The organism is Bacillus sp. m3-13 (assembly GCF_000175075.1).
In the GTDB taxonomy this organism is placed as follows: domain Bacteria; phylum Bacillota; class Bacilli; order Bacillales; family Bacillaceae_I; genus Sutcliffiella_A; species Sutcliffiella_A horikoshii_C.
The window spans coordinates 1-22174 of the sequence record NZ_ACPC01000004.1 but is presented as its reverse complement, the minus strand read 5'-3'; the positions used below and the strand labels follow the sequence as shown (position 1 = coordinate 22174).

22 protein-coding genes, 1 rRNA gene, 2 pseudogenes and 2 other annotated features are annotated in these 22174 nt (G+C 42.7%); all 25 genes and pseudogenes read right to left on the bottom strand.

What is annotated here, in order from left to right; translation table 11 throughout:
- Positions 1–76: 76 nt before the first annotated feature.
- Positions 77–686: pseudogene (locus M313_RS22280) on the bottom strand (class I SAM-dependent methyltransferase).
- A 168-nt stretch (positions 687–854) separates the two neighbouring features.
- Positions 855–1215 (bottom strand): annotated as a pseudogene (gene rplL / locus M313_RS22275) (50S ribosomal protein L7/L12).
- A 64-nt stretch (positions 1216–1279) separates the two neighbouring features.
- Positions 1280–1780, bottom strand: coding sequence for a 50S ribosomal protein L10 (gene rplJ, locus M313_RS0100515; protein WP_010191469.1), 501 nt, complete (start codon positions 1778–1780; stop codon positions 1280–1282).
- Positions 1781–1820: 40 nt separating this feature from the next.
- Positions 1821–1966 (bottom strand) — a sequence feature (ribosomal protein L10 leader region).
- Positions 1967–2014: 48 nt separating this feature from the next.
- Positions 2015–2719 (bottom strand): 50S ribosomal protein L1, encoded by a 705-nt coding sequence (gene rplA, locus M313_RS0100510; RefSeq protein WP_010191468.1) that lies wholly within the window; start codon positions 2717–2719, stop codon positions 2015–2017.
- A 117-nt stretch (positions 2720–2836) separates the two neighbouring features.
- Positions 2837–3289: a 50S ribosomal protein L11 gene (gene rplK / locus M313_RS0100505; protein ID WP_268741871.1), complete on the bottom strand. Its 453-nt coding sequence runs from the start codon at positions 3287–3289 to the stop codon at positions 2837–2839.
- Between the two features lie 146 nt (positions 3290–3435).
- Positions 3436–3969, bottom strand: a complete 534-nt coding sequence (gene nusG / locus M313_RS0100500; protein WP_010191466.1) for a transcription termination/antitermination protein NusG — start codon at positions 3967–3969, stop codon at positions 3436–3438.
- 468 nt (positions 3970–4437) lie between these two features.
- Positions 4438–4620 carry a preprotein translocase subunit SecE gene (gene secE, locus M313_RS0100495; protein WP_010191465.1) on the bottom strand — a complete coding sequence of 61 codons (183 nt, stop codon included), beginning with the start codon at positions 4618–4620 and terminating at the stop codon, positions 4438–4440.
- Between the two features lie 29 nt (positions 4621–4649).
- On the bottom strand, positions 4650–4799 hold the full coding sequence (gene rpmG / locus M313_RS24855; RefSeq protein WP_010191464.1) for a 50S ribosomal protein L33: 150 nt from the start codon (positions 4797–4799) through the stop codon (positions 4650–4652).
- Between the two features lie 112 nt (positions 4800–4911).
- Entirely contained in the window at positions 4912–5568 is a 657-nt protein-coding gene (sigH, locus tag M313_RS0100490) for an RNA polymerase sporulation sigma factor SigH (protein ID WP_442778094.1), read from the bottom strand.
- Between the two features lie 62 nt (positions 5569–5630).
- Positions 5631–6140, bottom strand: a complete 510-nt coding sequence (locus tag M313_RS0100485; protein ID WP_010191462.1) for an NYN domain-containing protein — start codon at positions 6138–6140, stop codon at positions 5631–5633.
- A 6-nt stretch (positions 6141–6146) separates the two neighbouring features.
- Complete coding sequence (gene rlmB / locus M313_RS0100480; RefSeq protein ID WP_010191461.1) at positions 6147–6896, bottom strand: 23S rRNA (guanosine(2251)-2'-O)-methyltransferase RlmB; 750 nt, start codon at positions 6894–6896, stop codon at positions 6147–6149.
- A gap of 2 nt (positions 6897–6898) precedes the next feature.
- Positions 6899–7309 (bottom strand): Mini-ribonuclease 3, encoded by a 411-nt coding sequence (locus M313_RS0100475; protein WP_010191460.1) that lies wholly within the window; start codon positions 7307–7309, stop codon positions 6899–6901.
- 8 nt (positions 7310–7317) lie between these two features.
- Positions 7318–8718 (bottom strand): cysteine--tRNA ligase, encoded by a 1401-nt coding sequence (gene cysS, locus M313_RS0100470; protein WP_010191459.1) that lies wholly within the window; start codon positions 8716–8718, stop codon positions 7318–7320.
- Entirely contained in the window at positions 8699–9364 is a 666-nt protein-coding gene (gene cysE / locus M313_RS0100465) for a serine O-acetyltransferase (RefSeq protein WP_010191458.1), read from the bottom strand. Before cysE ends, cysS begins: the two co-directional genes overlap by 20 nt.
- A 240-nt stretch (positions 9365–9604) precedes the next feature.
- Positions 9605–9845: a binding site (T-box leader), on the bottom strand.
- A 57-nt stretch (positions 9846–9902) separates the two neighbouring features.
- Positions 9903–11354, bottom strand: coding sequence for a glutamate--tRNA ligase (gltX, locus tag M313_RS0100460; RefSeq protein WP_010191457.1), 1452 nt, complete (start codon positions 11352–11354; stop codon positions 9903–9905).
- A 280-nt stretch (positions 11355–11634) separates the two neighbouring features.
- Complete coding sequence (ispF, locus tag M313_RS0100455) at positions 11635–12111, bottom strand: 2-C-methyl-D-erythritol 2,4-cyclodiphosphate synthase (protein WP_010191456.1); 477 nt, start codon at positions 12109–12111, stop codon at positions 11635–11637.
- Between the two features lie 207 nt (positions 12112–12318).
- Positions 12319–12996, bottom strand: coding sequence for a 2-C-methyl-D-erythritol 4-phosphate cytidylyltransferase (gene ispD, locus M313_RS0100450; RefSeq protein ID WP_010191455.1), 678 nt, complete (start codon positions 12994–12996; stop codon positions 12319–12321).
- Between the two features lie 91 nt (positions 12997–13087).
- Complete coding sequence (locus M313_RS0100445; protein ID WP_010191453.1) at positions 13088–14179, bottom strand: PIN/TRAM domain-containing protein; 1092 nt, start codon at positions 14177–14179, stop codon at positions 13088–13090.
- A gap of 107 nt (positions 14180–14286) precedes the next feature.
- Positions 14287–15360, bottom strand: a complete 1074-nt coding sequence (disA, locus tag M313_RS0100440; protein WP_010191451.1) for a DNA integrity scanning diadenylate cyclase DisA — start codon at positions 15358–15360, stop codon at positions 14287–14289.
- Between the two features lie 2 nt (positions 15361–15362).
- Entirely contained in the window at positions 15363–16739 is a 1377-nt protein-coding gene (gene radA, locus M313_RS0100435; protein WP_010191450.1) for a DNA repair protein RadA, read from the bottom strand.
- Positions 16740–16937: 198 nt separating this feature from the next.
- Positions 16938–19376: an ATP-dependent protease ATP-binding subunit ClpC gene (clpC, locus tag M313_RS0100430; RefSeq protein ID WP_010191449.1), complete on the bottom strand. Its 2439-nt coding sequence runs from the start codon at positions 19374–19376 to the stop codon at positions 16938–16940.
- A 22-nt stretch (positions 19377–19398) separates the two neighbouring features.
- The gene (mcsB, locus tag M313_RS0100425; protein WP_010191448.1) at positions 19399–20463 is read right to left on the bottom strand and encodes a protein-arginine kinase McsB; all 1065 of its coding nucleotides are present in this window, start codon (positions 20461–20463) and stop codon (positions 19399–19401) included.
- On the bottom strand, positions 20464–21012 hold the full coding sequence (gene mcsA, locus M313_RS0100420; protein WP_010191447.1) for a protein-arginine kinase activator protein McsA: 549 nt from the start codon (positions 21010–21012) through the stop codon (positions 20464–20466). It abuts the gene before it with no gap.
- A gap of 11 nt (positions 21013–21023) precedes the next feature.
- Positions 21024–21485, bottom strand: coding sequence for a CtsR family transcriptional regulator (locus M313_RS0100415; protein ID WP_010191446.1), 462 nt, complete (start codon positions 21483–21485; stop codon positions 21024–21026).
- 523 nt (positions 21486–22008) lie between these two features.
- Positions 22009–22125: ribosomal RNA gene (gene rrf / locus M313_RS0100405) — 5S ribosomal RNA — on the bottom strand.
- Positions 22126–22174: the final 49 nt, after the last annotated feature.

Genomic DNA, 22174 nt, shown 5'->3' with positions numbered 1-22174 from the left:
AAATACATAAAATTATTAGTGCTCAGAAAAATACATATTGGCATTAAACAATGCTACCATAACAAAAAAACCAAAGTCAACCCTTTTTTGATTTGATGATGGAGTAGCCTTTTTTCTTTTGTCACAACTTCCACTTCCTCAAACAATGATTCCAATTTCTCCATTGCAGAAGGAGCTCCCTGTTTCTTTTTGGATCACAATCCACAGCTCACCTTTTTGGCGCCAAGTGCGTCCATGCTTTTTCTAAAAATTTCATGAACAACTTTTTTTGCCAGCGCGTATCGGTGGATTAGAAAGTATTGCCGCATAATCGGTGGAAGTGACATTCTCATAGATATCACTAGTAAAAACAGTGATATTCTCCACTTTGTTAATAGAACCGTTTTCCTTGGCAAGCTCGACAGCTCTTTCATTGACATCAATCATATCCACGTGACGATGTGGATAGAATTTAGCAAGAGACAATCCAATCGGACCATATCCACAGCCAACATCTAGAATGCGACCTTCCACTTCCGGTTCTTCAAAAGCCTCTATCAGCACTCTTGACCCAAAGTCCACTTCTTTTTTTGAAAAAACACCGCTATCCGTTATGAAAGAAAAGTTGTTACCTTTTTAAATCAAATTTCCATTGTTTGACGGTTGCTTTCCACAGATGGCTTGTTTGTATAATAATGATTCGTCATATTTAGTCTCCTTATCTGAAAAGCTACCTTTTGCTTTTCAACAAATCAACTTCATATATTAGTACCCTTGAAAAAGACAGTAACCAAACGATCCTTACATCAAGTATGGCACCGTTTAAAAAAAGCCCGCTAACACGTAGCGAGCTTTCCTTTTTTAAGAGCCTGTAATTACTTAACTTCTACAGAAGCTCCAACTTCTTCAAGTTTAGCTTTGATTTCTTCAGCTTCTTCTTTAGCAATACCTTCTTTAAGAGCTTTAGGAGCGTTGTCTACAACTTCTTTAGCTTCTTTAAGACCAAGGCCAGTGATTTCACGTACTACTTTGATAACCTTGATTTTTTGTTCCGCCAGCGCTAGCTAGGATTACGTCGAATTCAGTTTGCTCAGCAGCAGCTTCAGTAGCTACACCAGCAGCAGCTACAGGAGCAGCAGCAGTTACACCAAATTCTTCTTCGATTGCTTTTACTAGGTCGTTTAATTCTAAAACAGTCATATTTTTAACCGCTTCAATGATTTGTTCGTGTGTCATTGTTAATTTCCTCCTTAGATATTATAAGTTTTTTGTTTTTCTTACTTAACTTGCTAGATTGAAATTAAGCGCCTTGCTCTTCTTTTTGATCTGCAACTGCTTTCGTAACAAGAGCCAAGTTGCGGATTGGAGCTTGAAGGACGCTAAGCAACATGGAAAGAAGACCTTCGCGGGATGGAAGTTCAGCAAGAGCTTTCACTTCTTCAACCGTTGCAACATTTCCTTCGATTACACCAGCTTTGATTTCTAATGCTTCGTGTTTTTTCGCGAAGTCATTAAGGATCTTAGCAGGAGCTACTACATCTTCAGTAGAGAATGCGATAGCGTTAGGTCCTGTTAATGCGTCGTTAAGTCCGTTGATATCTGCTGCTTCAGCCGCACGGCGAGTTAAAGAGTTTTTGTAAACCTTGAACTCAACACCTGCTTCACGAAGTTGTTTACGAAGTTCAGTTACTTCCGCAACGTTAAGTCCACGGTAGTCAACTACGATAGTAGATACAGAACCTTTAAACTTGTCAGCGATTTCTCCAACAGCTTGTTTTTTTACTTCAACTGCTTTGCTCATCGTTACACCTCCTAAAAAGTTGGTTACCACTTATACCGACCGGTGTACATAAAGAATGCCTCCACGCAGGTGGAGGCAGAAGTTTTATCGTTAAAAGCACAAGGCTTTAAATCGTAAAAATTCACACCTCGGTAGGAAATTAAGCCATTCGGCACCTACTGTCTACGGTACAAACAATATCATTTTATAAACACAACGATTATTATAACCGTCTAGTTATCTTGTGTCAATATGTTAGTTTTTGGTAGCTACGAAAGTAGAAGTGTCAACTTTTACTCCAGGGCCCATTGTAGAAGTAACGGCAACGTTCTTCATGAATGTACCTTTTGCAGCAGCCGGTTTAGCTTTTAGTAAAGTCTCGTAGATAGTTGTGAAGTTTTCAACAAGCTTCGCATCTTCGAAAGAGATTTTACCTACTGGCACGTGGATGTTACCGGATTTATCAAGGCGGTATTCAACTTTACCAGCTTTGATCTCGTTAACAGCTTTTGTTACATCAAATGTAACTGTACCAGTTTTAGGGTTTGGCATTAGGCCTTTAGGTCCTAATACGCGTCCTAGTTTACCAACTTCACCCATCATGTCCGGTGTAGCAACGATTACGTCGAAATCGAACCAACCTTGGTTGATTTTCGCGATCATGTCAGCATCCCCAACATAGTCAGCTCCAGCAGCTTCTGCTTCTTTCGCTTTTTCGCCTTTAGCGAAAACTAGGACTTTTTGAGTTTTACCAGTTCCATGAGGAAGCACTACTGCTCCACGGATCTGTTGGTCATTTTTACGAGGGTCAACTCCAAGACGGAATGCAACTTCCACAGTAGCGTCGAACTTCGCAGTGTTTGTTTTCTTTACTAATTCGATAGCTTCGTTAACAGAGTAAGCCGTTTGACGGTCTACAAGTTTCGCAGCTTCGATGTACTTTTTACCTCTTTTAGCCATTTTAAACGTCCTCCTTATGTGGTTTTAGCGGAATAACCTCCCACGAATAAAGGTTGCGAATTGGCCGTAAACCAAAATCCGCAACCCTGAACAGCAGTTAAATCAAAAGCAATGGGATTAGTCTTCGATAGTGATACCCATGCTACGAGCAGTACCTTCAACCATGCGCATTGCAGCTTCTACGCTTGCAGCGTTTAGATCTGGCATTTTCGTCTCCGCAATTTCGCGTACTTTATCACGCTTAACTGTTGCAACTTTATTACGGTTTGGTTCACCAGAACCAGACTCAATACCAGCTGCTTTTTTAAGTAAAACTGCAGCAGGTGGAGTTTTCGTAATAAATGTAAATGAACGGTCTTCAAAAACCGTGATTTCAACAGGGATAATCAATCCAGCTTGATCTGCTGTACGAGCGTTAAACTCTTTACAGAAACCCATGATGTTAACACCTGCTTGACCTAGTGCTGGTCCAACTGGTGGTGCTGGGTTAGCTTTCGCTGCTGGAATTTGTAGCTTTACCATTTTAATTACTTTTTTTAGCCACGAGACACACCTCCTTAAGTCCGTGATGTGGTATCTGGGATTTCTCCCTCCCACTCAACTCATTCTTTATATATTTAATAAAGAATATTTTTTTATTAATAGTCTCTATTTCAGAGACATACTGACCTTTGAAATAATATCATTTTTACGAAACTATTTCAAGTTTTTTTACATTATAATTTTTCAATCTGTGTAAAGTCAAGCTCCACAGGGGTTTCACGGCCGAACATATTTACAAGAACTTTCACTTTATGCTTGTCTTTGTCCATCTCTACAATGTGTCCAGTGAAGTTTGCAAAAGGTCCTTCTGTTACTTTTACGGATTCTTTGAGATCGAAGTCTACTTCTACTTGCTTCTCCATCATGCCCATTCTCTTCAGGATAAATGCAATTTCATCATCCAATAGAGGTGTTGGTTTGGAGCCGGAACCGCTTGATCCTACGAAACCTGTTACGCCAGGTGTGTTACGTACGACATACCAAGAGTCGTCTGTCATGACGATTTCAACTAGAACGTAACCTGGGAATACTTTTTTCTTGGTTACTTTCTTTTTGCCGTTTTTGATGTCTGTTTCTTCTTCTTCAGGAACTACGACACGGAAGATCTTGTCTTGCATCCCCATTGATTCTACTCGTTTTTCTAAGTTTGCTTTTACTTTATTCTCGTATCCGGAATAAGTATGAACAACGTACCAGTTTTTCTCCATTGTTTAGGACTTGTGTCCGTCCCTCCCTTTTCTAGCATTTTATTTTTGAGACTATAAATATTAGTATTCCGTTGGACTCCCTGTTGATTTCCGTTATGGGTGTTCGCTTATCCTTTGGGCGGTGCTTGAGCCTCCTCACAACGCTCGGGGGTCTCAAGCTACCGCTATCTCCCTCAGGACAAGGAACGCTACAGCAGCGATTTCATCGCACGAAGAAAATGCGTTAGCATTTTCGAGGAGTCTCACACCCTTCACTACAATCAACAGGGCAAGTTTGGCTAATCACCAAGAATACTGCCTATTAAAATCAGTGAAACTAGCAAAACACCGGGGTGTTTTTTTCCAAATGAAAAAACCCGTTGAACGGGCTTTTTGTCAGAAAGTATTATTTACATTATACCATGATATAACATTACTTATTCAAGAGCAAAAAGAATAAGGTGAAAATTATTGTTCGCTCTAAAATGATTAGTTAATCAAAGCACGGATTAACTCGGAAATACCTAAGTCAATAACCCAGAAGAACACTGCTACAAACAATACTGTTGTTACTACTGTAATTGTGTAGCGAGTAAGTTCCTGGCGTTTTGGCCAGCTTACTTTTTTCATTTCGCGAGCTACATCACGAAAAAAATTAGTCAAACGTCCCATCCATGTAACCTCCAACCCCAAATACTGATCTATTTTGTCTCCCGATGAACGGTGTGAGCATTACAAACCTTACAAAACTTCTTTATCTCTAATCGCTCAGCGCTTTGTGACTTTCCTTTAACTGTTGAGTAGTTACGGGAAGAGCACGTCGCGCAAGCAAGTGCTACCTTACTTTGCATGTGTTACACCACCAAAACATAGATGTCCCTAAAAATGTAACATAGGCGTAATAATTAGTCAATGTGATTTGAAGGCGCAACCATCTTACATAAACACAAGAGAATTAACAGCTTATAAAGTAATCTCTCTCAGTTCCAAGTATCTTTCTAACTTGCGTTTTACTCTTTGCAATGCGTTATCGATGGATTTTACATGCCGGTTTAAATCTTCTGAAATTTCTTGATAGGAACGTCCGTCCAGGTAAAGAGCGAGAACCTTTCTCTCAAGGTCGCTCAGCAACTCTCCCATCTTAACTTCTATATCATCAAATTCCTCTTGATTTATGATCAATTCTTCAGGGTCCATGACTTTAGCCCCCGAAATGACATCCATTAATGTACGGTCTGATTCCTCGTCATAGATAGGCTTGTCCAATGAAACGTACGAATTCAATGGAATATGCTTCTGTCTTGTAGCAGTCTTAATCGCAGTAATGATTTGTCTTGTGATACAAAGTTCAGCAAATGCCTTGAAAGAAGTCAACTTGTCCTCTTTAAAGTCCCGAATTGCCTTGTATAGACCTATCATCCCTTCTTGCACGATATCCTCGCGATCTGCACCAATAAGAAAATAGGATCTAGCCTTCGCGCGAACGAAGTTCTTATACTTGTTGATTAAATAATCCAGCGCTTCACTGTCACCTAAATGCACAAGTTCTACCATCTGTTCGTCTTCCATAAGCTCTAATATCCTGTTAGCATTTCTTGGATCGCTCACTATCACACCTATCCCTCCGACTGAATCAGTAGATAGAAATATTATACAGTAGTCATAAATTGACCGTCAACCACTCATCGCTGTCCTCGGCGCCATTTTTCGAAAATTGCTGAAATTTCATTGTCCAGTTCAATGCGTTTTGATGGCTTTTCGTTGGTAAATTTTGTTACGCGTTTTTTTATTCTTGCTTCAATAGCATCTGACTCGTTCAGAAGTTCACGAGCTGATTTTCGCAATGCCCCCTGCCCGAAAATGGCCCATTGTTCTGTAAAGTCAGAAGTTGCCACATGGATTTGTGTGCGAATGTCACTTAAACTGATGGCGAGTTTTTCGATTCTTTCATCGGCTGTTTCGTTTTCACGAGTATAAATGACTTCCACTCGATGATTTTTGTACTTTGTCTCTATTCCCTGTGACATATGCGCGTCAAAGACAATGATCACCTTGTAACCTGTATATGCCTGGTACTCTGCCATTCTCGAAATAAGGATATCACGGGCCATTGCGAGATCCTGATCTTTCAGGACCCTAAGCTCCGGCCACGCACCGATAATGTTATATCCATCTACCAGTAGAATATCCATTCTTCCTTACTCTCCTGCCGACAATCTTTTACGAAAAACCTCATACATTAATAGACTTGCTGCTACAGATGCATTTAGTGACGTAACTTTTCCTACCATTGGTAAAGAGACAAGGAAATCGCATTTTTCTTTTAAAAGTCTAGCCATTCCTTTTCCTTCACTGCCGATAATAAGCCCAAGTGGCAAGGAACCGTCCATTTTCGTATAATCAACTGTTCCTTTGGCGTCAGTTCCGAAGATCCAAAGTCCGCGCTCTTTCAGCTCGTCCACCGTTCTGGCAAGATTAGTTACTCGCACCACCGGGATATGCTCAATGGCGCCTGTGGAGGATTTAGCAACTGTTGCAGTCAAACCTACCGCTCTGCGCTTAGGAATGATGATGCCGTGTGCCCCTACTGCGTCTGCTGTACGCATAATGGAACCTAGGTTATGCGGATCTTCTATCTCATCCAGAATGAGAAAGAATGGATCTTCGTTTCGCTGTTCTGCAGCCTTATACAGGTCGTCAAGCTCTGCATAATCATAGGCAGCGACAGAAGCGACTACTCCTTGATGATTTCCCTCTACCATCTGGTCAATCTTTTTCCGAGGAACGAATTGTACGAGGACATTCGCTTCCTTCGCCATAGCGATTACCTGTTGGATAGAGCCTTTTTGACCACCTTCTGCTATCCATAGCTTGTTTATTTCACGATTTGATTTTAGTGCCTCTAGCACTGGGTTACGCCCCATAATAAATTCTTTTTCTTTTGTCATCTCTATTCACCTCTCTTGCTGTCTACCAGTTCTATGCAGGTAAACACGATTTCTTCCATGCGGTCTATGTCTTCGCTTAAATAATGATAGCCGATCAGTGCTTCAAATGCGGTGGAGTAGCGGTATGTCTGCACGTCCGTATTCTTTGGTACCGAACCGGACTTCGCATTGCGTCCCCGTCTAATCACACCTTGTTCTTCTTCCGTGAAAAATTCACGATCCATCAGCTGGTGAAGTAGATGTGCCTGCGATTTCGCAGACACATAGTTTGTTGCAGCCCGATGTAGCTGATTTGGACGGATCTTCCCGGATTTTAAAAGGTGATGGCGGATGTATCCTTCATACACCGCATCCCCCATATAGGCAAGCGCGAGACTGTTTAATTGCTTTGCATCTACTTGTGTATTGCTCATTGTTACTATTATCCTCTTTTCCATCGTGTGCCTTGTGCAGTATCTTCGAGGATGATATTTTTCGCTTTTAATTCGTCACGAATCTCATCCGCTCTTGCAAAGTCACGGTTTTTCCTTGCATCAATGCGCTGCTGGATTAAGCTTTCGATTTCCTCATCCAATAGTTCTTCCTCTGCAGTAAGGGATACACCGATGACGGAAAATAATTCTTCAAACTGTGCAATGAAAGCCTTTAACACTTTTTCAGAAGTATTCTTCCCGTTTAAGTAAAGGTTGGCTTGCTTCGCCATATCAAATAGAACGGAAATCGCATTGGCTGTATTAAAATCATCATCCATTACTTTGATGAATTCATTTTTAAACTCTTCTACCTTTTGTACCCACTCCGTATCATCTGTTGCAAGGTCTACTGTATTGTCCAAACGATGCTTTAAGTTAGCATAAGCTGTTCGGATACGTTCAAGGCCGTTATTGGTGCTTTGAAGCAACTCTTCGTTATAGTTGATGGGATGACGATAGTGAACCGAAAGCATAAAGAAACGCAATAATTGCGGGTCATGCTTTTTGATAATGTCATGAACCAGCACGAAGTTACCGAGCGATTTGGACATTTTTTCGTTATCAATATTAATATACCCATTATGCAGCCAATACTTAGCAAATGTCTTGCCTGTCAACGCCTCGGATTGGGCGATTTCATTTTCATGATGCGGGAAGGACAAGTCCTGTCCGCCTGCGTGGATATCAATGGTGTCCCCAAGGTATTTGCGCGCCATTGCCGAGCACTCGATATGCCAGCCTGGTCTACCTTTCCCCCATGGACTTTCCCAATGGATTTCTCCCTCTTTTGCCGCTTTCCAAAGGACAAAATCAAGCGCATCTTGTTTCTTATCTCCCACTTCAATACGAGTTCCAAGCTGAAGGTCCTCTATCGGTTGATGTGAAAGCTTTCCATACTCCTTAAACTCGCGAGTTCTGTAATAAACATCTCCATCGGACTCATAGGCATATCCTTTTTCAATCAATGCCTCAATAAACTCAATGATAATGTCCATGCTTTCCGTTACTCTTGGGTGGACAGTTGCTTGTTTGCAACCCAGGGCAGAGACATCTTCATGGTACGCCGCGATAAAACGTTCTGCAATGGTCGGCACATCTTCTCCTAATTCCTTGGCAGCCTTAATCAGCTTATCATCCACATCTGTAAAATTAGATACATAGTTAACTTCAAAGCCACGGTATTCTAAGTATCTTCTAACCGTATCAAACACGATTGGCGGCCTTGCATTTCCGATATGAATGTAGTTATATACGGTCGGTCCGCACACATACATCTTTACCTTTCCCTCTTCAAGCGGGACAAACTTTTCCTTTTGACGCGTTAATGTATTATAAAGATGAATGGTCATCTATTTTCTTCCTCTCTTTTATAAGTAGCAGTTCATTTTGCAGGCGGGCTATCTGATTTTCCAATTCCACAAACCGATCACCTGTCGGATCTGGCATTTCGTGATGATTTAAATCCCTTTTCACCTTTACTCCGTCTTGAATGACGATTTTGCCTGGAATGCCGACAACAGTGGAGTTGGCAGGTACATCTTTTAATACAACCGAACCCGCTCCAACCTTAGAGTTTTCACCAATCGTAATGGATCCCAATACTTTGGCTCCTGTTGCAATCAGTGCGTTGTCCTGAATGGTTGGGTGGCGTTTTCCTTTTTCTTTCCCGGTACCGCCGAGGGTTACTCCTTGGAAGACAGTAACATTATTCCCAATTTCACAGGTTTCTCCTATGACAACTCCCATTCCGTGGTCAATAAAAAATCTGCGGCCGATTTTGGCACCTGGATGTATTTCAATTCCGGTGAAAAACCGGCTCACTTGGGAGATGGCTCTTGCGATGAAAAACATTTTCCGTTTAAAAAAAGCGTGCGCGATCCGGTGGGCCCATACAGCATGTAGCCCCGAGTAAGTTAAGATTACTTCGAAGTAATTTCTTGCAGCGGGATCTTGTTCAAATACCACTTCAATGTCTTCCTTTAGTTTGCGAAACATGGAGTGAACCTCCTTTCTTTTTTCCTATTCATTATTAATTTGATTAACATCCTGTTTCCTTTCGCTCCGGGAGTTCGCTTTCCGCGGGGCGGTGCTTGATCCTCCTCATTTCATTGCGGGGTCTCAACCTACCGCTACCTACCGCCGGAGCCTCACTCCCTGCTCTTCAGTCAACAGGGGATTAGGTGATACTATTTTGATCACCACTTTCTCAAAATAAAAACGCCTCCGTGTCATTGACACAGAGACGCTTTTGGCGCGGTTCCACTCTGTTTGGATATGGGTTGCTAATAATAGGACCCACACCCCCACTTAAGCCTCGTAACGGGAGGTTGCCGCTGTAACTTACTCGGCTATAAGGCCTTTTAGTAACAGACTCTGAGGTGCATTTCAAAAAAGGCATCACATGAATCGCTTGCAGCCATGGCGATTCTCTCTGGAAAGGATGTACTTTTTCTACTCTCCTCTTCAACATTCATTAATGGTTATCTCGTTTTTAAAGATGGTAGTTCTATCATATTATGTTTTACGGAAAATGTTAACCAATTAGCTTCGACAATCTCGCTAAAACTGTTTCTTTCCCTAATAGATGGATCGTTTGCGGCAGGTCACGACCATGTGTTTGGCCAGTCGTTGCCACGCGTATTGGCATGAAAAGCTTTTTCCCTTTATGTCCGGTTGCTTTTTGAACGGCCTTCGTTGCAGCTTTGATGTGGTCTACAGAGAAGTCCTCCATCGTTTCCAATTCGTGATGGAAGGCAGCCATTACTTCCGGTACTTGTTCCTCAGCTAAGACAGCTTTTGCCTCTTCATCGTATTCGATGTGCGTTTGGAAGAACATTTCCGTCAGTTCCACTATTTCTGCTCCGAAACTCATCTGCTCTTGGTAAAGTCCGATAAGTTCTTTTGCCCAAACCTTCTGATCCTCTGTCATTGTCTCTTCCAGACGACCTGCTTTTACTAGGTGCGGCAAGGACATATCAACAAGTCGATCCAGTTCCATCGTTTTGATGTATTGGTTGTTCATCCACGTTAATTTGTTTGTATCAAATACAGCTGGTGATTTGGATAAACGAGCCGTATCAAAGATCTCAATGAATTGATCCTTGGAGAAGACTTCCTCTTCGCCGACCGGAGACCAGCCAAGCAAGGCAATAAAGTTAAACAAAGCTTCAGGCAGATAGCCAAGCTCCTCATATTGCTCAATAAACTGGATGATGGACTCATCACGTTTACTTAATTTCTTGCGGCTTTCGTTCACAATCAATGTCATGTGACCGAACACAGGAACATCCCAGCCTAGAGCTTCAAAGATCATGATTTGTTTTGGCGTGTTCGAGATATGATCATCTCCACGAAGAACGTGGGAAATCTGCATCAAATGATCATCAACTGCCACGGCGAAATTGTAAGTAGGGGTTCCGTCCTTTTTCACGATAACAAAGTCACCAATGCCATCGGATTCAAAGGATACGTCTCCTTTAACCATGTCGTTGAACTTAATTTCTTTTCCCTTTGGTACGCGGAAGCGAATGCTTGGTTCTCTTCCTTCTGCTTCAAATGCTTTTTGCTCTTCTACAGTTAAGTTGCTGTGCTTGCCGGAGTAATTCGGGTTCTCTCCGCGGGCAATTTGCTCTTCCCGCTCCGCTTCCAGCTCCTCTTCCGTACAATAGCATTTATAGGCAAGATTTTTTTCTAAAAGCTCATTATAAAATTTGGTGTAGATTTCATTACGTTCTGATTGGCGGTATGGTCCATACTCGCCACCTACATCGACGCTTTCATCCCAGTCCATTCCAAGCCACTTTAAATATTTCAGCTGGCTTTCTTCTCCACCTGCGATATTACGCTTTTTGTCTGTATCTTCAATGCGGATAATGAATTTCCCGTTTTGGCTGCGTGCAAACAGGTAGTTGAATAGTGCGGTTCTGGCGTTTCCTATATGTAAGTGCCCTGTTGGACTTGGGGCATATCGTACACGAACTGTCATGTTTTGTTACCTCCATTTTCCGTCGGCTTTCGGGCCCGGACGGTTTTTAAAACTAAGCATTATTTTAACATAAAAGTGCTGAAGCCCGTAGCTATTTCTTTCTATGGCTTTGTTATAACCCCGCTGTTGATTTCCGCAAATGGCTTCGCTTTCCTAGGGGCTGACGTGAGCCTCCTTCGGCTTACGCCTGCGGGGTCTCCACCTAGCGCTATCTCCCTCAGGACAAGGGAGTCTTCGCCTTTTGCTCCAATCAACAGCTAGATATCACATCTTACTAAAACTATCTCTTTATCAAAAGGACAGCTGCTTGGGCGGCGATTCCTTCTTCTCTGCCGGTGAAGCCTAGTTTTTCGGTGGTGGTCGCTTTCACGTTGACCTGTTCCATGTCTGCTTCTAGTAATTCCGCAATTCGTTTGCGCATCGGTTCGATATGTGGGGCCATTTTTGGTTTTTGTGCAATGATGGTACAGTCCACATTTCCAAGTGTATAGCCTTTTTCTTTTACTATTGCCCATACCTGTTCCATTAAAACAGCGGAGTCTGCATTTTTGAATGCCGGGTCGGTGTCTGGGAAGTGTTTTCCGATATCCCCTTCTCCGATTGCGCCTAGGCATGCATCAGAGATTGTATGTAAAAGTACGTCGGCATCGGAGTGTCCAAGTAGCCCTTTTTCGTAAGGAATGGTGATGCCTCCGATTATTAGTGGTCTGCCTTCTGCAAACTGATGTACGTCAAAACCTTGTCCAATTCGAAACATAGTGCACCTCTCCATTTATATGTATTTAGTCTGATTAACTCCTGTAGATTTCCGTTCCAGGTGTTCGCTTTCCGAGGGGCGGTGCTTGAGCCTCCTCACTTCGTTGCGGGGTCTCAACCTACCGCTACCTCCCTCCGGAGTCTCACACCTTGCACTCCAATCTACAGGGGTTTACAGTTTGATATGATCTGTTACATTTTCAGAATATTATTTTTGTAGAAAAGCTTTTGCAAGGATTAGGTCTTCGGGTGTGGTGAGTTTGAAGTTTTCGTATTCGCCTTGTACTATGTGTACTGGCACATGGATACGTTCTACAAGGCTTGCTTCGTCGGTTCCTAGGTAGTTCTCTGTTTTTGCCTTATCATGCGCTTCTTTTAGGATTGGATAACGAAAAGCTTGTGGTGTTTGGATGGACCATAAGCTAGACCGCTCCACTGTTTGTTCCACCACTCCCGCCTTGCTGATACGTTTGATCGTATCTTTAACAGGAACCCCTACAATAGCTGCCCCTTCTTTGGACGCTTTTTCCACTAGATTATGAATGACTTCTTGAGAAATAAAAGGCCTTGCTCCATCATGAACAAGTACAATTTCTGCTGATTGAAGCGATGTAAGCCCATTATACACGCTATCCTGCCGCTCTTCTCCACCAATGACTATTTCTTTTATTTTTTGTACGGGATATTGGTGTAGAAGTTCTTTGAATATATCTTTTTCTTTTTCATTGATGACTAGTTTAATTTCACTGCACCAAGGATCCGCTTCAAAGACGGAGAGGGTATGTATGATGACAGGTTTCCCCTCAAGCTCGATGAACTGCTTGTTTTTTCCTGCCTTCATCCGCTTCCCCTGTCCTGCTGCTAGTACGATTACTTGATAGTTCATTATATACTCTCCCGTGAGTGTTGAATTTTAGCACAAAATAACTTATACCCTCTAAGCAAAGCTTAAGAGGGTAAAGGTTACTACTATTTACTTATAACGCTGCCCGTTCCAGTTGTTTGGGCTTGGCAAAGATCATTCGTCCAGCAGATGTCTGGAGGACGCTTGTGACTAGAACTTGGATGTGCTTGCCGATGTAATCACGGCCTTCTTCTACTACAATCATAGTTCCGTCATCAAGGTACGCAACACCTTGATTATGTTCTTTTCCGTCTTTAATGACTTGTACAGTCAGCTCTTCGCCAGGAAGCACGACAGGCTTTACCGCATTGGCAAGATCGTTTATATTCAGCACTTCCACACTTTGAAGCTCACATACTTTGTTTAAGTTAAAGTCATTGGTAACGACTACACCAGAGGTCAATTTTGCCAGCTTCACAAGCTTGGAATCCACTTCCTGGATATCTTCAAAATTGCCTTCATATATCTCTACTTTTATCGCTAATTCTTTTTGGATCCTGTTTAGTATATCTAACCCGCGTCGACCACGATTACGTTTTAATACATCTGAAGAATCGGCGATATGCTGAAGCTCTTCCAGAACAAATCGCGGAATGACGATTGTCCCTTCTAGAAAACCGGTTTGGCAAATATCCGCAACCCGCCCATCAATAATAACGCTCGTATCCAAGATTTTCAGCTTCTTTGACGATAAATCCAACTCGTCATCTTCTACTGATTTTTTCTTCCCGAATTTTGAGGAGATAGAAAATAAACTCACCAATTCATCTCGTTTTTTGAAACCTACTTGAAAACCAAGATATCCTAATAGAATGGTAATGAAAATAGGGAATATGGCGCTGACAAAAGGGATTCTCTCTAAAGGAATAACTGCCAGATAAGCGACAATAAGTCCAAAAATCAGTCCTAAACTACCAAATAACACATCGGTAACAGGCGCTTTCACTAAAGATTCTTCAATCCATTTAATGAATCCTACAACATAATCCACTAACCAAAAAGTAAGGATGAAAAATATAATTGCTCCTAGAATAGCAACAGTATAAGGCTTCGTAAGAAAAGGGATATCCCCTAGATCCAAGAGAGAAAACAGCTCGGGAATAAAAAAGATCCCCAATGTTCCGCCAAGAATTAAAAAGAATAGTTGAACCGTACGCCTTAACATTGCCTCACCTCCTTTTAATCATTATAAACAGTTTCCTTTAAATAAAACGTCGAAAAAACTTTTAATTTACTTTTGTAAGGATTTTGTCACATTCCTGATTTTACGGCTTACATTTGTCGGTCTATTTGTAGTTGATCTTGTATCCGTTTCAATCCCTCTTTGATTTTCCGGGCTCGTACTTCACCAATCCCATCTACATCATCTAGTTCCTCCACTGTCGCATTCAGAATCTGCTTTAAGTTCCAGAACCTACAGACAAGGTTTTCGATGACAAGTGGTGGAAGTCTTGGAATCTTATGCAATACTCTATATCCTCTTGGCAGGACAATTTCGTCAGGATTCATAAACCCTGAATACCCAAGCATCTTTAAGATAACAGCATCGTCTAATAGGTCGGTATTTGCCAACTCCTGCAAACGCCTTAAAATCATGAATGCATCCATCTCTTTATCCACGCAATAATCTTTGATGAGGAGAATAGCTTCTTCTTCAATATGGGCAAGAAGTTCCGTCATTTGCAGTCGGATTAGCCTGCCTTCCGTTCCAAGCTCATTGATATAGCTTAGTATTTCGTTTTTAATGCGTAGTACCATTTCTATACGATGTATCACCTGTAAAAGTTCCGATAATGATACTTGTTCTTCAAATTCTAAAGCACCAAGATTGGTAATCCCTTGATCTAGCACGGTTTTATATTTTTCCAGAGTTTGAATTGCTTGGTTCGCCTTTGTAAAAATAACCCCGATATCCCGCAGTGCATAACGGAAGTCGCCTTTATACAAGGTAATGACATTACGGCGCTGGGAGATGGCGACAACAAGACAGCCAGTCTGCTTAGCCACACGTTCTGCCGTCCGATGCCTCATTCCTGTTTCCGTAGAAATAATGGTGGAATTAGGTGTTAGTTGCGCGTTGGCATAGAGTATTTTCGTTCCTTTTTCATTCAAGATGATGGCACCATCCATTTTGGCCAATTCATATACGTAAGCCGGGCTGAATGGACAATTGATCGAAAAGCCTCCGTCTACCATATCTTTCACTTTATCATTAAAACCCACGACCACAAGTCCGCCGGTTTGAGAACGAAGAATATTGTTAATCCCTTCCCGAATAGGTGTTCCGGGTGCGATAAACTGTAAGGTATCTGCCATTATTTTTTCTTTCTGCCGTTGTTCTTCCATCTCTATCCCCCTAGAGTATATTGAAGAGCCTGTTCGATGGTGTTGACACCAATCACATTAACCTCTTTCGGAATGGTCCATCCTCCCAGGTTTTTCGCCGGTATGATGACTCGTTTGAACCCAAGCTTTGCCGCTTCTTGGACACGTTGTTCAATCCGGGACACCCGTCTGATTTCGCCTGTCAGTCCCACTTCTCCAATCACCACATCTGTTGGTTCAGACGTTTGGTTACGGAAGCTAGAGGCAATGCTGACTGCTACAGCAAGGTCAATGGCCGGCTCATCGAGTTTTACCCCTCCTGCCACTTTCAAATAGGCATCTTGGTTTTGCAGCAACAGCCCAACTCTTTTTTCAAGTACCGCCATAATGAGCGATACCCTGTTGTGATCGATTCCTGTAGCCATTCTTCTTGGATTTCCGTACCCTGTTGGAGAAATCAATGCCTGGATTTCCACTAATACGGGTCTTGTACCTTCCATGGATGCTACAACGGTGGAACCTGCAGCTCCTTTTGATCGTTCTTCTAAAAAGATTTCGGACGGGTTCTTCACTTCCGTCAAACCTTCTTCTTTCATTTCAAAAATCCCAATCTCATTTGTTGAACCGAATCTATTTTTAACCGAACGTAAAATACGATACGTATGGTGTCTTTCTCCTTCAAAATATAACACCGTATCCACCATATGTTCTAAAAGACGGGGTCCTGCAATAGAGCCTTCTTTGGTGACATGACCTACGATGAAGACAGCAATATTCTTTGTCTTAGCGATACGCATCAACTCAGCCGTACATTCTCTGACCTGTGACACACTCCCAGGAGCGGAGGTAACAGCAGGATGGTAAACGGTTTGGATGGAATCGACAACAAGCAAGGTCGGTTGTACATCGTCCACCGCTTTTGCAACGAGTTCAAAGTCCGTTTCTGACAAAACAAACAACTCTTCTGCCTGTACACCTAAACGATCTGCCCGCAATTTTGTTTGCTGAACAGATTCTTCTCCAGATATGTATAGGACACGATGTTTTTTTAATGCCAGTTGACTGCACACCTGCAGCAATAATGTAGACTTTCCAATGCCGGGATCTCCCCCGATCAGTACAAGTGATCCTTGAACCAACCCGCCTCCAAGCACTCTATTACACTCTTCCATATCTGTATAAATCCTTGACTGCTTAATATTCTCTACTTTTGTGATGGATTCTGCTTTTCTTGCCAATGTTGAGGAAGATGTCGTAAAACCTCCGCGCCTTGGCGTCCTGGACTCTTCTAATTCCTCCACCATCGTATTCCACGCGTTGCACCCAGGACACTTCCCCATCCACTTAGGTGACTCATACCCGCATTCCTTACACATAAACTTTGTCTTACGCTTTGCCATCCAAAAACCCTCTCTATATGAACAATAATCTTTATGAAAAGAGTGTTATAAAAATACCATTGTTTTCCTTCTTTTATGATACCTTATTTCACATAAATTACGCTAATCTAAACCATTGGAAAATACAAGAAAGGAGGAAAGCCCTTATATCAAGAGCTTACCTCCACTTCTATACAGCCATGCAAACGACCAGCAACCTTATTTTACTATTTCCACATCACGAACAACAAATTCCCCGTCTACAACATCCAAGGAGATTTTCTTGCCTTTCTCAATGTTTCCTCTTAACAGCTCTTCCGAAAGCTTATCCTCCACATGCTTTTGAATGGCACGGCGTAACGGTCTTGCACCGTACTCCGGATCGTAGCCTTCTTCTGATATCTTCTCTTTTGCAGCTTCTGTCAGCTCCAGATCGATATCTTGTTCTTTCAGACGTTTCGTTAACTGCTCGGAAAGCAAGGTAACGATTTCTTTTAAGTGTGTTTTCTCTAAAGAGTGGAACACAATCATTTCATCGACACGGTTCAGGAACTCCGGACGGAACGCCTTTTTCAGCTCTTCCATCACTTTCCCTTTCATGTCTTTATAGTTCTGGTTCTCATCCTGTACATTAAAGCCGACGTATTTGTTGCGCTTCAATGCATCTGCCCCAACGTTTGATGTCATAATGACAAGCGTGTTGCGGAAGTCCACTGTACGACCTTTCGAATCTGTCAGACGGCCATCCTCTAACACTTGTAATAAAATATTGAACACATCAGGATGTGCCTTTTCAATTTCGTCTAAAAGAATAACAGAATACGGTTTGCGGCGAACCTTCTCCGTCAACTGGCCGCCTTCATCATACCCGACATATCCTGGAGGGGAACCTACAAGACGGGAAGTCGAATGCTTCTCCATATACTCAGACATATCAATACGGATCATAGCATCCTCATCACCGAAAATAGATTCCGCCAGTGCTCTTGCAAGCTCCGTTTTACCTACCCCAGTCGGCCCAAGGAATATGAAGGAACCAATTGGACGCTTCGGATCTTTCAAGCCGGCACGTGCACGACGAACGGCTTTTGATACTGCTTTTACCGCTTCATCCTGTCCGATAACACGGGAGTGCAATAAAGATTCCATGTTTAACAGTTTATCTGTTTCTGTTTGTGCAAGTTTTGAAACCGGAATTCCCGTCCAGCTCGATACAACCATCGCAATATCTTCCACTGTCACTTCAGAATTCTCTTGGCCCTGCTTTTCTTTCCACGTTTTCTTCGTTTCTTCTAATTGTTCACGAAGACGCTGTTCTGTATCTCTTAAAGAGGCAGCCTTTTCAAACTCTTGGCTCTGCACCGCAGCATCCTTCTCGTTTCGAACAGACTCCAGCTTCACTTCCAACTCTTTCAAGTTAGGAGGAGTGGTGAAAGAACGAAGGCGTACTTTTGATCCTGCCTCATCAATTAAGTCGATCGCTTTATCCGGCAGGAAGCGGTCAGAAATGTAACGGTCGGAAAGCTTAACCGCCTGCTCAATCGCTTCATCTGTGATGGATACACGATGGTGCGCTTCATAACGGTCGCGCAGTCCTCTCAGAATCTGAATGGACTCCGCTGTTGTCGGCTCATCCACTGTAATCGGCTGGAAACGGCGCTCAAGTGCTGCATCTTTTTCGATATATTTACGGTACTCATCGAGCGTTGTAGCACCGATACATTGCAACTCTCCACGAGCTAAGGATGGTTTTAAGATATTGGATGCGTCTATGGCACCCTCAGCTCCACCGGCACCAATTAATGTATGAAGTTCGTCAATGAAAAGAATGATGTTACCGGCTTGACGGATCTCATCCATCACCTTCTTCAAGCGGTCCTCAAACTCCCCACGATATTTCGTACCAGCTACAACCGTACCCATGTCAAGTGTCATTACACGCTTATCTCGAAGGATTTCCGGCACTTCATTGCTCACGATTTGCTGTGCAAGTCCTTCTGCAATGGCCGTTTTACCCACACCCGGCTCCCCGATCAATACCGGGTTATTTTTCGTTCTGCGGCTAAGCACTTCAATTACACGCTGAATTTCTTTGCTTCGTCCGATAACAGGATCCAAGCTGCCTTCACGTGCGACCGCTGTCAGGTCCCTTGCCAGGCTATCAAGCGTAGGGGTATTTACATTGGCAGAAGCTCCACCTGAATGTCCTCCGGAAGACTCATTGCTTCCAAGCAACTGCAACACTTGCTGGCGAGCCTTGTTCAAGCTCACTCCCAAGTTGTTCAATACTCGTGCCGCAACCCCTTCTCCCTCACGGATCAAACCAAGCAGCACGTGCTCTGTTCCTACGTAGGAATGACCAAGTTTACGGGCTTCATCCATGGAAAGCTCAATGACCTTCTTCGCTCTTGGTGTATAGTGAGGAATCGATTGGCCACTGTCCTGCCCTCTTCCAATCAGGTTTTCTACTTCTTTTTGAATTTTTTCCGGTCCCAAGCCAAGGGCAATCAATGCTTTTGCAGCAATTCCTTCCCCTTCTCTTACCAGTCCAAGTAAGATATGCTCTGTTCCAATATTATTATGGCCTAGGCGCAATGCCTCTTCCTGTGCCAATGCCAATACTTTTTGCGCTCTTTCTGTAAATCGACCAAACATCATATCCATTCGCCTCCCGAATATTTTATCTATTTAATCGCATTCTTTCCCGAATCAAGCTGGCCCTGCGAACATCTCTTTCATTAGGCTTTAATGGCCCTCCTGCATATTGCTGCAAGAAGCCCGGTTGAGTTAATATCATTAATTCATTTAAAATGGATCTAGATATGTCGGTGATATAGCCTAAATCTATACCAAGCCGCACATTCGACAAACATTTTGCCGCCTCTTTCGTTTCCATTATACGACTGTGTGCCAACAATCCGTATGAGCGAAATACCCTATCTTCTAATTGTATGTTTGAAGTTTTGACTAATGCTTCTCTGGCAGAGCGCTCTTGTGAAATAAGTTGTTGTACCACACCCATAAGGTCCTGAACAATATCTTCTTCTGACTTGCCGAGTGTCATTTGGTTGGAAATTTGAAAGATGTTCCCTAAAGCTTCGCTGCCTTCCCCATAAATTCCTCTAACAACTAATCCCAATTGGTTAATTGCCGGAACAATTCTGTTCATCTGCTGCGTCAGCACCAGTGCGGGCAAGTGCATCATGACAGAAGCTCTGAGCCCCGTCCCCACATTTGTCGGGCAACTCGTTAAGTATCCTCGTTTTTCATCAAACGCATAATCAATCTTTTCTTCTATCCAATCATCCAATGAATTGGCTACCTGCAACGCTTCATTTAACTGCAGGCCGGGAAACAAGCATTGAATCCTGATATGATCCTCCTCATTTATCATAATGCTCACTTCTTCATTCGGTGATAACAAACATGCTCCAAATGCCGAATCCTCCGCCAGTTGTGGACTGATTAAGTGCTTTTCTACTAACACCCGCTTCTCTAGGGCATTCAATTCCTCCATAAGAAGAAACTCCAGCTCCCCGAGATCCTGAAACTTCTTTTCCCCAAAATGCTGTTTCATAATAGCAACAATCTGCTGCGCTTCCTCGTTGCTCGACACTGTCGGAAACTGCACCTTTTCAAGGTTCCTGGCAAGCCTTACTCTGCTACTAAGGACGATATCTGAATCAGGTCCCTCCTGTTTCATCCAGGAACTGACCGCATTATTCAAAAAGTGTTCAAGAGACATTTACTGCTCCCCCTCTCTTTTTTCACTCAGTTGCCTTTCCAATTCTCTGATTCTATCTCTAGTATTCGCCGCACTCTCGAATTCTTCCTGTAAAATAAGTTCTTGCAATTCTTCTCTAAGCGCATCAATTTCTTTCCTCACATGCATGCTCCCGCCGATTCGTTTCGGAATCTTCCCGGCATGCACCGTGTTTCCACTATGCAATCTTTTTAAAATGGGCTGCATTTTGTCGGAAAAAGTATGATAACACTCCGAACAACCAAACCGGCCAATTTTCGTAAACTGCTGAAACGTCATCTTACAACGCTCGCACTGCAAAATTTTTGGCGGATTAAGTTCTTCCTGTTGTGGATTAGGAATTGTCTGTTCCGTATTCAACAACCCGGCAATCAGGTTATTGATGGAAAAACCGGATCCACCAGTAAACATCGACATACTGCCTTTTTCTTGAGCACATTGCTCACATATATGAATCTCGGATTTTTCACCATTAATAATCTTTGTAAAATGCAAAGCAGCTGGGCGCTCATTACATTCTTGACATACCATTTTCATCCCCCCTACCGATACTTCAGTGTAGTCAGCATGGCCGTTAACATCCTTGCCCGCAGTTCATCTCTTTCAGGCAAGCCCAAATATAAGACAGAGCGGTCCATGACACTAACCATTATCTTCGCTTCCCTAGCGGAAATCACCTTCTCTTCCACCAACCGAAAGATAACATCCTCCGCACTAGCCTGGGAAACTCTCACATCTATTAGTTCTATAAGCTGGTCGATCAAATGCAAATGGTCATGCGGCTTAATCTTAATAATCCTAATATAGCCGCCGCCCCCACGCTTGCTCTCCACCAAATATCCTCGTTCAATCGTAAATCTAGTATTTATCACATAATTAATTTGAGAGGGCACACATTCAAACTTATCTGCAATCTCACTACGTTTGATCTCAGCAGAATTCTCCCTGCTCCCCTCCAACACCTGTTTCAAATATTGCTCAATGACATCAGATATGTTTCTCATGCTATCCTCCTATCTGACCTTGACTATCTTTGACTATATGTAAAATATATAAGACCTTCCGAAAAAATTCAATAGATAACCTTTCGCTAAAAACTGTCATTCTGTGTGGTTTGGTTTTAGTGCGTCCTTTATGTAGGGTGAAAGTTGAGGGCAGAGTTTCTTGCAGAGAAGCCTCTCTCAAACAGAATTCCACTTTTGGGAGGTGTTTAAACGTCAATTGGTCAAAATTGTTCAAAAGAAGTTTTAGAGGGGGGACGGGTGGTTGAAGGGGGGCGTTTCAAAATTATAGTTCAAGTTTTGGTTTATCCGCGAACTTTTTGTTTTATCCGCTATCTTTTTGGTTTATCCACGAACTTTTCGATTTATCCGCTATCTTTTTGGTTTATCCACGAACTTTTCGATTTATCCGCTAAGTTAGACGATTTAACCGTTATTCGACACAAATATACAAAAACGGCACCTCACCTCCAACAAAGAAAGCACAAAAAAACCAGCGCAATAAGCACTGGTCTTCCATAAATTTGCCTGGCAACGTCCTACTCTCACAGGGGGAGATCCCCCAACTACCATCGGCGCTGAAGAGCTTAACTTCCGTGTTCGGTATGGGAACGGGTGTGACCTCTTCGCCATCATTACCAGACATATTCAGTTGAAGGTTGATCCTTCAAAACTAGATAATGTGTTCATAT

Bases quoted from the DNA above. Each gene is read 5' to 3' on its own strand.
- cysS (WP_010191459.1), bottom strand. From the start codon at position 8,718: ATGACCATTCATCTTTATAATACATTAACGCGTCAAAAGGAAAAGTTT.
- mcsB (WP_010191448.1), bottom strand. From the start codon at position 20,463: ATGTCTCTTGAACACTTTTTGAATAATGCGGTCAGTTCCTGGATGAAA.
- gltX (WP_010191457.1), bottom strand. From the start codon at position 11,354: ATGACAGTTCGTGTACGATATGCCCCAAGTCCAACAGGGCACTTACAT.
- M313_RS0100445 (WP_010191453.1), bottom strand. From the start codon at position 14,179: ATGTTAAGGCGTACGGTTCAACTATTCTTTTTAATTCTTGGCGGAACA.
- rlmB (WP_010191461.1), bottom strand. From the start codon at position 6,896: ATGACAAAAGAAAAAGAATTTATTATGGGGCGTAACCCAGTGCTAGAG.
- M313_RS0100485 (WP_010191462.1), bottom strand. From the start codon at position 6,140: ATGGATATTCTACTGGTAGATGGATATAACATTATCGGTGCGTGGCCG.
- clpC (WP_010191449.1), bottom strand. From the start codon at position 19,376: ATGATGTTTGGTCGATTTACAGAAAGAGCGCAAAAAGTATTGGCATTG.
- ispF (WP_010191456.1), bottom strand. From the start codon at position 12,111: ATGTTTCGAATTGGACAAGGTTTTGACGTACATCAGTTTGCAGAAGGC.
- rpmG (WP_010191464.1), bottom strand. From the start codon at position 4,799: ATGCAAAGTAAGGTAGCACTTGCTTGCGCGACGTGCTCTTCCCGTAAC.
- disA (WP_010191451.1), bottom strand. From the start codon at position 15,360: ATGGAAGAACAACGGCAGAAAGAAAAAATAATGGCAGATACCTTACAG.
- M313_RS0100475 (WP_010191460.1), bottom strand. From the start codon at position 7,309: ATGAGCAATACACAAGTAGATGCAAAGCAATTAAACAGTCTCGCGCTT.
- nusG (WP_010191466.1), bottom strand. From the start codon at position 3,969: ATGGAGAAAAACTGGTACGTTGTTCATACTTATTCCGGATACGAGAAT.
- mcsA (WP_010191447.1), bottom strand. From the start codon at position 21,012: ATGGTATGTCAAGAATGTAATGAGCGCCCAGCTGCTTTGCATTTTACA.
- radA (WP_010191450.1), bottom strand. From the start codon at position 16,739: ATGGCAAAGCGTAAGACAAAGTTTATGTGTAAGGAATGCGGGTATGAG.
- cysE (WP_010191458.1), bottom strand. From the start codon at position 9,364: ATGTTTCGCAAACTAAAGGAAGACATTGAAGTGGTATTTGAACAAGAT.
- secE (WP_010191465.1), bottom strand. From the start codon at position 4,620: ATGGGACGTTTGACTAATTTTTTTCGTGATGTAGCTCGCGAAATGAAA.
- ispD (WP_010191455.1), bottom strand. From the start codon at position 12,996: ATGAACTATCAAGTAATCGTACTAGCAGCAGGACAGGGGAAGCGGATG.
- rplA (WP_010191468.1), bottom strand. From the start codon at position 2,719: ATGGCTAAAAGAGGTAAAAAGTACATCGAAGCTGCGAAACTTGTAGAC.
- M313_RS0100415 (WP_010191446.1), bottom strand. From the start codon at position 21,485: ATGAGAAACATATCTGATGTCATTGAGCAATATTTGAAACAGGTGTTG.
- rplJ (WP_010191469.1), bottom strand. From the start codon at position 1,780: ATGAGCAAAGCAGTTGAAGTAAAAAAACAAGCTGTTGGAGAAATCGCT.